At 51.7% G+C, this 13,716-nt stretch carries 9 protein-coding genes; all 9 read right to left on the reverse strand.

From position 1 onward, the window contains the following. Positions 1-15: 15 nt before the first annotated feature. Positions 16-2,724, reverse strand: coding sequence for a translation initiation factor IF-2 (infB, locus tag E6C60_RS12155; protein WP_138226085.1), 2,709 nt, complete (start codon positions 2,722-2,724; stop codon positions 16-18). Further along, positions 2,717-3,043, reverse strand: a complete 327-nt coding sequence (locus E6C60_RS12160; RefSeq protein WP_138227783.1) for a YlxQ family RNA-binding protein — start codon at positions 3,041-3,043, stop codon at positions 2,717-2,719. Before E6C60_RS12160 ends, infB begins: the two co-directional genes overlap by 8 nt. Next, positions 3,033-3,344 (reverse strand): RNase P modulator RnpM, encoded by a 312-nt coding sequence (gene rnpM / locus E6C60_RS12165; RefSeq protein WP_138226086.1) that lies wholly within the window; start codon positions 3,342-3,344, stop codon positions 3,033-3,035. Before rnpM ends, E6C60_RS12160 begins: the two co-directional genes overlap by 11 nt. Positions 3,345-3,368: 24 nt before the next feature. After that, positions 3,369-4,466 carry a transcription termination factor NusA gene (gene nusA, locus E6C60_RS12170; protein WP_138226087.1) on the reverse strand — a complete coding sequence of 366 codons (1,098 nt, stop codon included), beginning with the start codon at positions 4,464-4,466 and terminating at the stop codon, positions 3,369-3,371. A gap of 32 nt (positions 4,467-4,498) precedes the next feature. Continuing rightward, positions 4,499-4,960: a ribosome maturation factor RimP gene (rimP, locus tag E6C60_RS12175; protein ID WP_138226088.1), complete on the reverse strand. Its 462-nt coding sequence runs from the start codon at positions 4,958-4,960 to the stop codon at positions 4,499-4,501. A 189-nt stretch (positions 4,961-5,149) separates the two neighbouring features. After that, entirely contained in the window at positions 5,150-9,472 is a 4,323-nt protein-coding gene (locus tag E6C60_RS12180; RefSeq protein WP_138226089.1) for a PolC-type DNA polymerase III, read from the reverse strand. A 145-nt stretch (positions 9,473-9,617) separates the two neighbouring features. Beyond that, entirely contained in the window at positions 9,618-11,066 is a 1,449-nt protein-coding gene (gene proS, locus E6C60_RS12185; RefSeq protein ID WP_138226090.1) for a proline--tRNA ligase, read from the reverse strand. Between the two features lie 86 nt (positions 11,067-11,152). Next, the gene (rseP, locus tag E6C60_RS12190; RefSeq protein ID WP_407669161.1) at positions 11,153-12,421 is read right to left on the reverse strand and encodes an RIP metalloprotease RseP; all 1,269 of its coding nucleotides are present in this window, start codon (positions 12,419-12,421) and stop codon (positions 11,153-11,155) included. Positions 12,422-12,568: 147 nt separating this feature from the next. Next, on the reverse strand, positions 12,569-13,708 hold the full coding sequence (locus E6C60_RS12195; RefSeq protein WP_138226092.1) for a 1-deoxy-D-xylulose-5-phosphate reductoisomerase: 1,140 nt from the start codon (positions 13,706-13,708) through the stop codon (positions 12,569-12,571). Positions 13,709-13,716 lie beyond the last annotated feature (8 nt).

Consider the following 13,716-nt stretch of genomic DNA (forward strand, 5'->3'; position numbering starts at 1 on the left):
GATCACCTCTCTAGCTTAGCGCGCCACGGTTTCCATAACGAAGGCTTCGATGACGTCGCCTTCTCTGACGTCGCTATAGTTTGCCAAAGTAATGCCGCATTCATAACCCTGCGCGACCTCTTTTGCATCATCTTTATAGCGCTTGAGGGAATCGATTTTGCCTTCATGAACCACAATGCTGTCCCGGATCAGGCGAACTTCCGCATTACGGGCAATCTTGCCTGAGGTTACCATACAGCCGGCAATCGTTCCGACCTTGCTAACCTTGAACGTATTGCGGACCTCGGCATGGCCGATAATGTTCTCCTTGTATTCCGGATCGAGCATGCCTTTCATCGCCTGTTCGATTTCCTCAATGACATTATAAATTACCCGGTGGAGACGAATGTCTACCTTTTCCTGCTCGGCGGTCTGCTTTCCTTGGGTGTCCGGACGAACGTTAAAGCCGATCACGATAGCATTGGATGCCGCAGCAAGGATAATATCAGACTCTGTAATCGCACCTGCACCGCTGTGAATGATCTTCACGCGAACGCCCTCAACCTCAATTTTGTTCAAAGAGCCCTTCAATGCTTCTACCGAGCCCTGTACATCACCTTTGATGATGACGTTCAGGTCCTTCATCTCACCGTCTTTAATATGCTTGAACAGATCGTCGAGCGTGACGCGAGTTCCATAATTCAATTCAGACTGACGCTGAGTTATCGCCCGCTTGTCAGCAATGGAGCGTGCCTTGCGCTCGTCTTCGAATACCATGAATGGATCGCCTGCGCCCGGAACCTCAGTCAGACCTGTAATTTCTACAGGAGTCGAAGGACCGGCTTCTTTCAGACGGCGTCCCTTGTCGTTAACCATAGCCCGGATCCGCCCGAAGCAGTTACCCGCTACGAATGCGTCGCCGACCTTCAGTGTGCCATGCTGTACGAGAATACGGGCAACAGGCCCTCTTCCTTTATCCAGCTCGGCTTCAATAACGGTACCCCGTGCGCGCTTGTCTGGGTTCGCCTTGTACTCGTTCACTTCAGCGACGAGCAGAATCATTTCCAGCAAATCCTCAAGACCCATGCGCTGCTTCGCAGATACATTGACGAAAATCGTATCGCCGCCCCACTCTTCCGGGACCAGCTCGTATTCCGTCAGCTCCTGCTTCACTTTATCCGGATTCGCATCCGGCTTATCGATTTTGTTGACCGCTACGATGATTGGCAGGCCCGCTGCCTTAGCATGGTTAATGGCTTCCACCGTTTGAGGCATTACGCCGTCATCCGCCGCCACAACAATAATCGTCATATCTGTAACCTGCGCTCCCCGGGCACGCATGGCCGTGAAAGCTTCGTGGCCTGGTGTATCGAGGAAGGTAATTTTCTTGCTGTTGATTTCAACCTGGTATGCCCCGATATGCTGGGTAATACCACCAGCTTCACCGCCGGTTACATTCGTAGAGCGGATCGCGTCCAGGAGCGTGGTTTTACCATGGTCAACGTGGCCCATGATCGTAACTACAGGAGGACGATCTTTCAAGTCGGCAGCTTCATCCACTTCCTCTACCGTCTCAAAGCGGTCTTCCTCCACTGGAATCTTCACCTCTACCTCTACGCCGAACTCACCGGCCAGAAGCAGAATCGTATCGATATCCAGCTCTTGGTTGATCGTGGCCATCACGCCGAGGAAAATCAGCTTCTTGATGACCTCAGAAGCATCCTTATGCAGCAGCTTCGCCGTTTCACCGACGGTCATATTGCCACGGACGATAATTTTCTTCGGCGTGTTGTCGATTTTCTCGCGAGGAGGCTGGTTGTTCTGATTGCGTCCCCGGTTATTTCTGCCGCCGCGATTGTTATTACGGAATCCACCCTGACGATTGTTATCATCAAAGCGCTTGCCGCCGCTGGAGCGATTGTTGTTTCCACCGCCGCCATTGCTATTATTACCGCCATTGCCACCGCTGCGGTTGCCGCCGCGACCGCCGGCAGAACCTGCATTTCCACCTGCATTGCGATTGCTGTCTGTACGTGCGCCTGATGCGCCTGCTCCTTGCGGTCCACGGCTATTTTGCTGCTGCCCCGTTTGCTGGCTGCGTCCTGTCTGCTGGCCAGACTGTTGCGTGGAACGAGTGCCCTGCTGACCGGATTGCGGAGAACGATTGCCTTGCTGGCCTCCGCCAGTGCGGCTGCCGCGATTTTGATTCGTGTTACCTTGCGAATTTGAACTTGACGACGAATTCCTCCGGTTATCCTGACCGCTGCTTGAACGCTGCTGTGAACCGGAAGCCTGGTTTTGGGTTTGTTGGTTTCTACTATTCATACCTACCTGCTTTTCCTGTTGTTTTTGAGTCTGGCCCTGATCCTGGGTTTGCAATGAATCCTTTTGGCCTTGATTACGGCTGCCGCCAGACCCACCCCGGCTGCCGTCCATAACTTTATCCGAACCGTTTCGAGGTGGCTGCACCGCCTTCGAGGAGCCGCGGTCCGAAACCGATGCCGGCTTTGACTGTTCTCCTCGAGAGGCATTGGAGCCATCACGCTTTGCAGCCGCATTCGACTTGATGTCCTTGAAGAACTGCTCTACCTTCGAAACGGTGTCATTCTCCATCACGCTCATGTGATTGTTGACCGGAACGTTTAAACGCTTGAGTATTGTGATGATTTCTTTACTGCTCATATTGAGCGATTTAGCATATTCATATACACGAAGTTTATTGTCTTTGTTTTCCTGTTTACTCAATATACTCCACCTCCGACATTACCTCCAATTTCTTGGAGATCATTTCTGCGAATCCTTGATCCGTAACGGCCAGCACAACCCGTTCAGGTTTACCTACGCTTGTGCCCAGACTTTCCCGGTCAAATCCGATTACCAGAGGGATGTTGTAAGAACCGCATTTATCGCGGAACTTCTTTTTTGTATTATCTGAGGCGTCACCCGCCAGAAGGACTATTTTTGCTTCAGAAGACCGGATGGCTTTGAGCACGATCTCATCGCCGGTAACCACTTTGCCCGCCCGCATCGCCAATCCTAAGCTGGACAATGCTTTATTGTTCATCAGGCTCACGGTCCTTTTGTGCCAGAAATTCTTCTTCCACCTGCGTAAAATCCTGCGCCAGCTGCTCGTAAATATCACTGTGCACCGGCGCCTTCAAGGCACGATCGAGCGCTTTATTCTTGTGTGCCAGCTTGAAGCAGGACAGCTTTCCGCACAAATAAGCGCCTCTTCCCGACTTTTTGCCAGTCAGGTCGATCAGCACTGCGTCTTCAGGCGTTCTAACGACACGAATCAGCTGCTTTTTGGGCATCATTTCCTGACAAGCTACACATTTGCGAAGCGGTATTTTTCTCTGTTTCACTTCCTGCACCCCCGCCCTTATAATCTAGTCGACGGAGACGGAATCCTGATGCATCTCGCCGGTCAAGGTCTTGGGTCTGCCGTACTCCTGCTCCGCTTGGCTCTCGCTCTTGATATCGATCTTCCAGCCTGTCAGCTTGGCAGCAAGACGTGCATTCTGGCCCTTGATTCCGATCGCCAGCGACAGCTGATAATCAGGAACGATCACGCGTGCCATCTTCTCGTCTTCAAACACCTGTACCTCCAGCACCTTGGATGGGCTAAGCGCATTGGCCACGTATTCCTCGACGTTCTCGGAATAGCGAACAATATCAATCTTCTCGCCGCGCAGCTCGTTCACGATGGTCTGTACACGCATGCCCTTGGGACCTACGCAGGAGCCTACCGGATCAACCTCTTCGTTGCGGGAATATACCGCGATCTTGGAACGGAAGCCGGCTTCACGCGCAACCGATTTGATCTCGACCACACCGTCGAAGATTTCCGGAACCTCCAGCTCGAACAAGCGCTTCAGCAGGCCGGGATGTGTTCTGGAAAGAATAATCTGAGGACCCTTGGTCGTGTTCTCGACCTTGGTAATGTAAGCCTTGATGCGATCGCCATGCTTGAATTTCTCATTCGGCATTAGCTCGGTCAGCGGCAGGGCAGCTTCAATCTTACCTAAATCAATGTAGATATTGCGAAGATCCTGACGCTGCAGCGTACCGGTCACGATATCCTCTTCCTTATCGATAAAGGCGCTGTAAATCAAGCCGCGCTCGGCTTCACGGATACGCTGGGTGACGACCTGCTTCGCTGTTTGCGCAGCGATCCGTCCAAAGTCACGAGGTGTGACTTCAATCTCGGCCACATCGTCCAATTGGAAATGCGCGTTAATATCACGCGCGGCCGGCAGCGAAATTTCCGTGCGCGGATCCAGAACCTCTTCCACTACCAGCTTGCGGGCATATACCTTGATTACCCCCGTATTGCGGTTCATATCCACTCTCACGTTCTGAGCCGTGTTGAAGTTTCTCTTGTAGCTGGAAATCAGCGCGGCCTCAATGGCTTCAAACAGCACATCCTTGCTGATCCCCTTATCTCTCTCCAACTCGTTCATCGCTTCAATAAAATCCATACTCATTGAAAATCGGTTCCCCCTTTCATAAATACCGTCTAAAAAATGATGGCCAGTCTCGCACTGGCAACTTTATCATATGGAATCGCGTAAGTTTTTCTGGCGGTTTGGATTTCAAGCTCCTCATTCTCAAAAGAAATGAGCTTGCCTTCAAACTCCTTGCTGCCGCCCAGAGCTTCATACACCGTGACAAATACATGCTTGCCCACAGCCTTGGCGACATCCTCTTTCTTCTTCAATGGACGCTCGGCCCCCGGTGAGGACACCTCCAGGAAGTAAGCGGTCGGAACCGGATCGTTCTCATCCAGCTTCTGGCTCAGGTATTCACTGATCAAGCCGCAGTCATCGATATCGATGCCTCCATCCTTATCAACAAATACGCGTAAAAACCAATTGCTTCCTTCTTTCACATATTCCACATCTACCAGTTCAAAGCCGTGTTCTTCCAAATACGGCTGCACCATTTCTTCTACAGTACTTTTAATCTTTGATGTGCTCAAAGAACATAACCTCCAACACTTCATTTCCTATATACCAAAGAGTAAAGAGTGGGTTGCCCCACTCTTTACACAACGGTTTTATCTCCATGATTACCAAAAAAATTATAACATAGTCTGCCAATAGTGACAAGTGTGAGTCCTTGACTAGCCTGGATGGTCGGGTGGCTGTATCATCCACTCCGAAAAGCTCTAGAACAGGGAAAGCTGATTGCTCTCCGGCAGTCCGCGGAAGCAGCCCATCTGTGTCAACAGCTCCACCGCCGTCTTACTTGCCTTAGACTTCTGCTGGAAATCCTCAATGGATAAGAACTCTCCCTGCTCCTTAGCCGCAGCGATGTTACGGGCCGCGTTATCACCAATTCCCTGCAGGGCGGAGAACGGCGGAATCAGGCAGTCGCCTTCAACCGTAAAGCGAAGTGCGTCAGAGCGGTACAGGTCAATGTTCTTGAAGGTGAACCCGCGAGCCGTCATTTCCAGAGCCATCTCCAGTATGGAAAGCATGCTCTTCTCCTTGGTACTTGCCTGGAATCCCAGCTGCTCAATCTCGATAATCCGCTTGTGAATGGCATCATAGCCCTGACAGCACAGCTCAATGTCAAAGTCCTCTGCCCGGACTGAGAAATACGTGGCATAATACTCGATCGGGTAGTACAGCTTGAAGTAAGCCGTACGCACGGCCGAGATGACATATGCGGCCGCATGGGCCTTCGGAAACATGTACTGAATTTTAAGACAGGAATCAATGTACCACTGCGGTACCTTGCAGCGCTTCATCTCATCGATCCATTCCTGCGACAATCCCTTGCCCTTACGTACACTTTCCGTAATCTTAAACGCCAGACTGGCATCCATCCCTGCCTTGTAAATCAAGAATAGCATAATATCGTCACGGCAGCCGATAACCGTCTTGATGTTACAAGTTCCATTCTTGATCAGCTCCTGCGCATTGCCGAGCCACACGCCCGTTCCGTGGGACAATCCTGATATTTGCAGCAGATCGGCAAAGCTTGATGGCTGCGATTCAATCAGCATTTGCCGAACGAACTTGGTACCCATCTCCGGCACCCCATAGGTTGCTACCGGAGAGCGAATCTGCTCCGGAGTTACACCCAGCGCTTCTGTAGAGTTAAACATGCTCATAACCTTGGGATCATTCATTGGAATCGTTGTCGGATCTACGCCAGTCAAATCCTGCAGCATCCGCATCATCGTTGGATCATCGTGGCCCAGAATATCCAGCTTCAATAAATTGGCATCAAAGGCATGATAATCGAAATGCGTGGTCTTCCATTCCGCCTTGACGTCATCCGCCGGAAACTGGACGGGGGTAATATCTTCAACCTCCATATAATCCGGCACAACCACGATCCCGCCCGGATGCTGGCCGGTGCTGCGCTTAACGCCGGTACAGCCGCCGGCCAGCCGGTTCAACTCAGCGCCGCGCCAGCGCTTCTGATGCTCTTCCTCATATTTCTTGGCAAAGCCGAAGGCGGTTTTTTCCGCAACGGTACCAATGGTTCCCGCTCGGAACACATTTTTCTCACCGAACATGACCTTCGTGTAGTTATGCGCTTCAGGCTGATATTCGCCGGAGAAGTTCAAGTCTATATCCGGCACCTTATCTCCCTTAAAGCCAAGGAAGGTCTCAAACGGAATATCCTGCCCTTCGCCCTTCAATCGCCCTCCGCACTTCGGACAAGCCTTATCCGGCAAATCGAAGCCGCTCGGGACACTGCCGTCCAGGAACCACTCGCTGTGCTTGCATTCTTTATCCAGACAGATATAGTGCGCAGGCAACGGATTAACCTCGGAAATGCCTAGGAAGGTAGCTACTACAGAGGACCCTACAGAGCCCCTGGAGCCGACCAAGTATCCGTCCTGGTTTGATTTTTTAACGAGCTTCTCGGAAATTAGATAGTTCGCAGAGAAGCCGTATTTGATGATAGGCTCCAGCTCCTTCTCCAAACGGGCGACCACAACCTCCGGCAGATCCTCTCCATAGATAGACTTCGCGGTTTCATAGCAGGTGTTGCGGATTTCCTCGTCTGCTCCGTCCAGAATTGGTGTAAACAGCTTGCTCGGAAACAGCTCGATTTCTTCGAAGCGGTCTGCCAGATCGTTGGTATTTTTGACGACAATCTCAAAGGCCTTCTCTGCTCCCAAATATTGAAATTCATCCAGCATCTCCTGGGTCGTGCGGAAATGGGCATCCGGCTTTCGAAGATCCTTCAGCGGGCTGAAGCCGGTAATGCCATGGATCGTAATGTCGCGGAACAGCTTGTCCCGAGGCTCTAGATAATGAACGTTCCCGGTAGCAATGACGGGCTTATCCAGCTTTTCTCCAATGGCGATAATTTTTTGGACCGCTGTTTTCAGCTCTTCCGGACTGCCGACCAGTCCCTTGTCCACAAGGTGCATGTACATCGTCAGCGGCTGCACCTCCAGCACATCATAGAACTGGGCAACCTCCTCTGCTTCCTCTACAGTCTTGTTCAGTACCGATTCAAAAAATTCGCCCTTCTCGCACCCGGAGAGAATAATCAAACCGTCCCTCATCTCGACCAGCTTTGACTTTGGAATGCACGGCACCCGCTTAAAATGCTGAGTATGCGACATGGATACGAGCTTGTACAGGTTTTTCTTCCCGATCATGTTTTGGGCGTAAATGCCGCAGTGGAACGGTCTCGTATTACTTAGATCCGTACCGACATAATCGTTCAGTCGGTCCAGCATCTTGATGCCCTTCAGCTTCTCAACATCAGACAGCAATCCATTGAGGATACCCGCGAGCGCTATAGTGTCATCAATGGCCCTGTGATGACTTTCGAGGAGCACCTTGTATTTGTCAGCCAGCGTGTTCAGCCGGTGGTTCTTCATGCCGGGATGCAGCATCCGGGCCAGCTCCAGCGTATCCAGGTACGGATTATCCAGCGTATTCATGCCGGCATTTTTCAAGGAAGCCTGAATGAAGCCCATATCGAATCTCGCATTGTGCGCAACCAGCACCGCATCGCCTACGAACTTCACGAACTCCTCCAGCACAGGCTCCAGATCCGGAGCATCCTTGACCATTTCATCAGTAATGTTCGTCAGCTGCTGGATATGGTACGGAATTTTCTCGTGCGGATTTACGAAGGTAGCATAGCGGTCAATTTCCTTACCCTCCTGCATTTTTACGGCGGCAAGCTCCGTAATTTTGTTCTGCGTGATGGATAAGCCGGTCGTCTCGATATCAAATACAACATAGGTGGCATGATGCAATTCCAAAGGCTTGGCCTGCTCGACTACGTTGACCGCGTCATTTACGACGTTCGCCTCAATGCCGTAGATCATTTTGATGCCATTCTTCTTGGCATGCTTGTCTGCATCGGGAAAGCACTGGACCCCGCCATGATCGCTGACCGCAATCGCTTTATGCCCCCAGGCTGCTGCTGTTTTGACATACTTATCGATCGGAGTAACAGCATCCATCGTGCTCATTGTCGTATGGAGATGAAATTCTACCCGCTTGAGCTCCGCTTGATCTTTACGTGCAGCAGGAGCCTTCACCTCCACCAGATCCGACGGCATCATGACCAGCTCGGGCACCTGCATAAACCGGTCATACTCCACCCGTCCCCGTGCTTTAACCCACTTGCCGTTCTCCAGCAGACTCATGACCTTGAGGTCATCCTTAGTTTTGGCAAACATTTTCATCTGGAGGGAGTCGCTGAAGTCGGTCACATTATACGTAAACAGTGTGCTGCCATTACGAAGCTCTTTACGGTCCAGCCCGAAGATGGTACCTTGAATCGTAATCTTCTTCTCTTCATCCTGAATATTCTGAATGGACACCGGATGATCCTTAATGTCATAGCCAATCTGCAGCCTTACCTCTCCTTCTTCTTCCTCCGGCAGCGGGTCTGCCTCCAGCGTGGACATCATGCGCTCAATGACTTCCCGCTCTTCCTCCCGCTTCTTCTGCTCAAACTCGGCCAGGGCGGCTTGATCCTGCTGTTCACCCAGCTGCAGCTTCACCCTGAGCTCCAGTGCGAAATATTGCTTGAAAAAGGTCATCAGCGCCTCGTCGATCTGCTTCTTCCGTGCCAGCTCCAGCGCCATGCTATCGGGCATCTGAACAGTCAGCAGCCCGTCATTCAGCTCATGGCTTGCCCGCGCCATCCATCCGTTCACGGACGGGATTTGGCGGTGTACCCACTCCAGAAACAGCCGCCAATACTCCTGAATCACCTCAGCTGGTGTTACTGATCCCTGATACACGAATTGAAACCGGATTTTTGCAATATGATTCAGCTTCTCCTGAATACGAAGACAGAAGGACCGATATACCTCAGCAGGCACCAAGCTGTCTTTGTGCAAGGTGATCAGCCACTCCCGGTTTTCTTGCGAGATCTCAACCTTCTCAATGATTCCGTCCAAAAAATACGGATCCACCAAGCCGGCCGGCACCTCGCCCTGCCTCATCAATAGCTCAAACCTGTTTCTTTTTTCCTTTATGTCCGCTGTGCCCATGGCTCCCTCCCTGCTGTATCCTTGGTTCACTTACTTATAAAAATGAAAAGCTTCCGGGCAGCACCGCAAGCTCCTCTACCCTACAGAGCGTTATGCCATCCAGAAGCTTTCCGGAAGATATGCGTTTAGTTACTACTTTAACATACTAGTAAGCTTTTGCGAACAGGACGGTATGTTTTGCCTGCTCTTTGCAAACCAGACAGTGTGTTTTGTGCTGAGCTGCTTGGAATGGTATATTCCGGCTTGTCGCTCCGGTTTCCTGCTTTACCGTATCCTCGCAGGCTTCAGAGCCGCACCAGCCGGCAAGCGTAAAGCCCCGCTTTTCTTCCATGCTTTCCTTCATTTGATCCAGCGTATCTACATCATAGAAATGGTCTTCCCGGAATTGCTTCGCACGTGCAAACATTTCCTGATGTACCTGCTCCAGCATATCCTGAACCTCCTGGACCAGATCACTTTGCTGAATGATTTTCTTCTCACCGGTAATGCGGGAGACCAGAACGCAGACTCCGTTCTCCATATCGCGAGGTCCGATTTCCAGACGAACAGGTACGCCGCGCATTTCATATTCGTTAAATTTCCAGCCTGGACGAGCGTCCTTATTATCGTCGACCCGAACGCGCACTCCGGCTGCTCTCAGCTCACGATACAGCTCGTCCGTACGCTCGACGACAGCATCCCAGGTTTTTGGAGGGCCGATCGGCACCATAATGACCTGGGTTGGCGCTACCTTCGGCGGCAATGCCAGTCCGCGGTCATCACCGTGCACCATAATAAGAGAGCCGATCAAGCGCGTGCTCACTCCCCAGGAGGTCGTATGGGCAAACTCAAGTGTGTTCTCACGGTTCAAGTATTGAATTTCGAACGCTTTAGAGAAATTGGTCCCCATATAGTGGGACGTTCCCGCCTGAACAGCACGTCCGTCCTTCATCATCGCTTCGATAGAATACGTATCCACAGCACCCGCAAATTTCTCGGACGGCGTCTTCTGGCCCTTGATAACCGGAATAGCAAGGATATTCTCCACAAACTCCGTGTAGATGTCCAGCATTTGCATCGTTTCCTGACGCGCTTCTTCCTCGGTTTCATGGGCAGTATGTCCTTCCTGCCAGAGGAATTCACTCGTACGGAGGAAAGGCATTGTCCGCTTCTCCCATCGAACGACGTTGGCCCATTGATTAATGAGCACCGGCAGATCACGATAGGATTGAATCCACTTGGAGTACATATGGCCGATCATCGTTTCCGAGGTCGGACGAATTGCCAGGCGCTCCTCCAGCTTCTCGCCACCGGCTTCTGTAACCCAAGGCAATTCCGGATTAAAGCCTTCAACGTGCTCTTTTTCCTTCTGAAAGAAGCTCTCGGGAATGAAAAGAGGGAAGTATGCGTTGCGGTGACCGGTTTCCTTGAATCGGCGATCCAGCTCTTCCTTAATATGCTCCCAGATTTCGTAGCCGTCCGGCTTGAAGACAATACAGCCGCGTACCGGCGAGTAGTCCATTAAATCTGCTTTTTTGATGACATCAATATACCAGCGGGAAAAATCCTCTCCCTGCGGCGTAATTTCGGTCACAAACGCTTTATCCTTTGACATAAGAATTCTTGTCCTCCCATATGGCCCTCAAATATAAATACAAAAGACGGCCGGAACGGCGAAGCCGAACCAGCCGCACATCTACACTACCCGTTAATCAGGCGTAAAATATCGTTATAGGTTACAGCAATCATCAACAGGAACAGCATAGCAAAGCCTACGAAGTGGACCATGCCTTCCCGGTTGGGATCAATCGGCTTGCCTCGCAGCGCCTCCACTCCCAAAAAAATCAGGCGGCTTCCGTCAAGCGCAGGAATCGGAAGCAGATTGAAGATGCCCAGGTACAGAGAGAGAATGGCTGCCCAATAGGTCAGCTGCTCAATGCCCTGCTTCGCAATTTGACCCGTCACCTCAAAGGTGCGCACCGGACCGCCAAGATCATCCATATTAAACTGCTGAATTAATTGGCGGAACCCTTGAAAAATAATGCCGGTGGTATCCACCATTGCATTTCCTGCCCCGCCAACGGTCTCGCCAAAGCCGGCTGAGCGGCTGGGAAGCTCTGGTATGATGCCGACTTTGCCGCCTTCCTGGCCTTCCATGGAGCGCGGTGTCAGCGTCACATTGAACACTTCATCCCCCCGGCGCACGGTCCAATCCATCGCCTTGTCCTTCGATGCGGCAATCAGCTCGATCATCTTGGCGTAATCGGGTCCGATAGCCGTACCGTTAATCGTTTCAATGATATCTCCCTCACGCAAATCCGCCTCGTCAGCCGGCATCCCTTTTGTAATCTCGCCGATCTGTACATATGTCGGATTCTCAATCGGAATTCCTGCCATCTGGATATGGAGAGCAAAGAGCACAAAGGCCAGCAAAAAGTTCATCAGCGGTCCGGCAAAGATCGCCAGCGATCGCTGTCCCACCGTCTTGCTGCCAAACTGACGGTTCTTTGGTGCAATCTGCGTCTCTGTGCCTTTGGCTACCATCATGGCTTGAGGATGCACCTCATATTGCTGAAGCTCTCCGTCTACGTCCAGACGCAGCGACAAGCGCTCCTCCAGATCAATGAATTGAACTTCCCCGCGCAGCACATTCTTGCGGGTGTCCAGCTGATCCAGATAAATCCGCTTTACCTTCTGGTCCTTGTCCAGTCGAACGGCAATCGTCTGCCCCGGTTGAATCTCAACCAGCTCCGGGTCCTCCCCGGCCATGCGGGCGTAGCCCCCAAACGGCAGCAGCCGCAGCGTAAACTGAGTTTCATTACGTTTATACGAGAACAGTTTCGGACCGAAACCAATCGCAAATTCACGTACCAATATCCCGGCGCGCTTGGCGAAATAATAATGTCCCCACTCGTGCACCGTGACGATGACGAAAAACATCAGCACCGTCAAAAAAACAACCTGAACCATTTCCAAAATTGACATCCCCCTTTTCATCTGAGAACGCAGCAGGTTCTTCTAGATTATCATTATTCTCACGTCTCGGACAAGAGAATCAAAGACGCTTAGCTTTTTTAGGGGAAACTTGGACATGACCGGAGTACACCGCCCGTGCCTCTAGATTTCAGCAGCCACTTTTCGGGCCCATGCATCACTGTGGGCAATGGTCTCTAGCGAAGGCTCAGCAATGGATTCATGCTGATCCAGCACAGCTTCAATGATTCTTTCAATATCAAGGAAGGCTATGCCGCGGTTCAAGAAACGGGACACCGCAACCTCGTTGGCTGCGTTAAATACGGTCGTTGCCGTACCCCCTATTCTACCACATTCATAGGCCAGCTTTAAGCAAGGAAAACGTTCGAAGTCCATCTCTTTGAAATGCAGCTTCCCGGCTTCAGCCAGGGATAACTGCGGCGAGGCTGAGTGCCAGCGCTCCGGATACGTCAAGGCGTACTGAATCGGAACTCTCATATCCGGATTCCCCAGTTGAGCCATAATGCTGGAGTCGCGGAATTGAACGAAGGAGTGGACAATGCTTTCGGGATGCAGCAGCACCTTGATCGAATCATAGGGCAGTCCAAACAGCCAATGCGCCTCGATCACTTCAAGCCCTTTGTTCACCATCGTTGCCGAATCAATCGTTATTTTGGAGCCCATAGACCAGTTAGGATGCTTCAGCGCATCCTCCACAGTGACATTTTTAAGCTCATCCCGGCTTAAATGTCGAAACGAGCCGCCGGATGCAGTCAAGGTGATGAAATCAATATCTTCCATCCGCTCGCCATTCAGGCACTGAAAGATGGCAGAATGTTCACTGTCAATAGGAAGCAGAGACACACCCTTCTCTCGCGCCCGTGCCGTTACAAGATGGCCTGCGGTCACCAGCGTTTCCTTGTTCGCAAGACCGATGCTTTTGCCGGCATCAATTGCAGCCAGCGTGGAAGGCAGCCCCATGCTGCCTACCACCGCGGTCACGACCGTATCCGCTTCACTCCCGGCGCCCACCTCAATCATACCCTCGCTGCCGTAATAGAGCTTGGTGCCTGCCGGAAGATCGTTAGCGATACGATCAGCCAGCTCTTGCGTGGATACGGATACCTTCTTCGGTTTAAATTCCTGCACCTGGCGCAGCAGCAGCTCAATATTGTTTCCGGCAGCCAGGCCCTCGATTTGAAAATGCTCGGGGTAGCTAGCGACAACATCCAGGGTTTGTGTTCCGATCGAGCCCGTGGAACCGAGCACGCTGATTTTCTTCATGAGCAGTT

The sequence above is a fragment of the Paenibacillus algicola genome (assembly GCF_005577435.1).
GTDB lineage: Bacteria > Bacillota > Bacilli > Paenibacillales > Paenibacillaceae > Paenibacillus_AQ > Paenibacillus_AQ algicola.

What these genes read in the sequence shown, in the direction of transcription:
- E6C60_RS12195 (WP_138226092.1), bottom strand. Translation starts at nt 13,708, where the DNA reads ATGAAGAAAATCAGCGTGCTCGGTTCCACGGGCTCGATCGGAACACAA.
- E6C60_RS12180 (WP_138226089.1), bottom strand. Translation starts at nt 9,472, where the DNA reads ATGGGCACAGCGGACATAAAGGAAAAAAGAAACAGGTTTGAGCTATTG.
- rseP (WP_407669161.1), bottom strand. Translation starts at nt 12,421, where the DNA reads ATGGTTCAGGTTGTTTTTTTGACGGTGCTGATGTTTTTCGTCATCGTC.
- nusA (WP_138226087.1), bottom strand. Translation starts at nt 4,466, where the DNA reads ATGAGTATGGATTTTATTGAAGCGATGAACGAGTTGGAGAGAGATAAG.
- proS (WP_138226090.1), bottom strand. Translation starts at nt 11,066, where the DNA reads ATGTCAAAGGATAAAGCGTTTGTGACCGAAATTACGCCGCAGGGAGAG.
- E6C60_RS12160 (WP_138227783.1), bottom strand. Translation starts at nt 3,043, where the DNA reads ATGAACAATAAAGCATTGTCCAGCTTAGGATTGGCGATGCGGGCGGGC.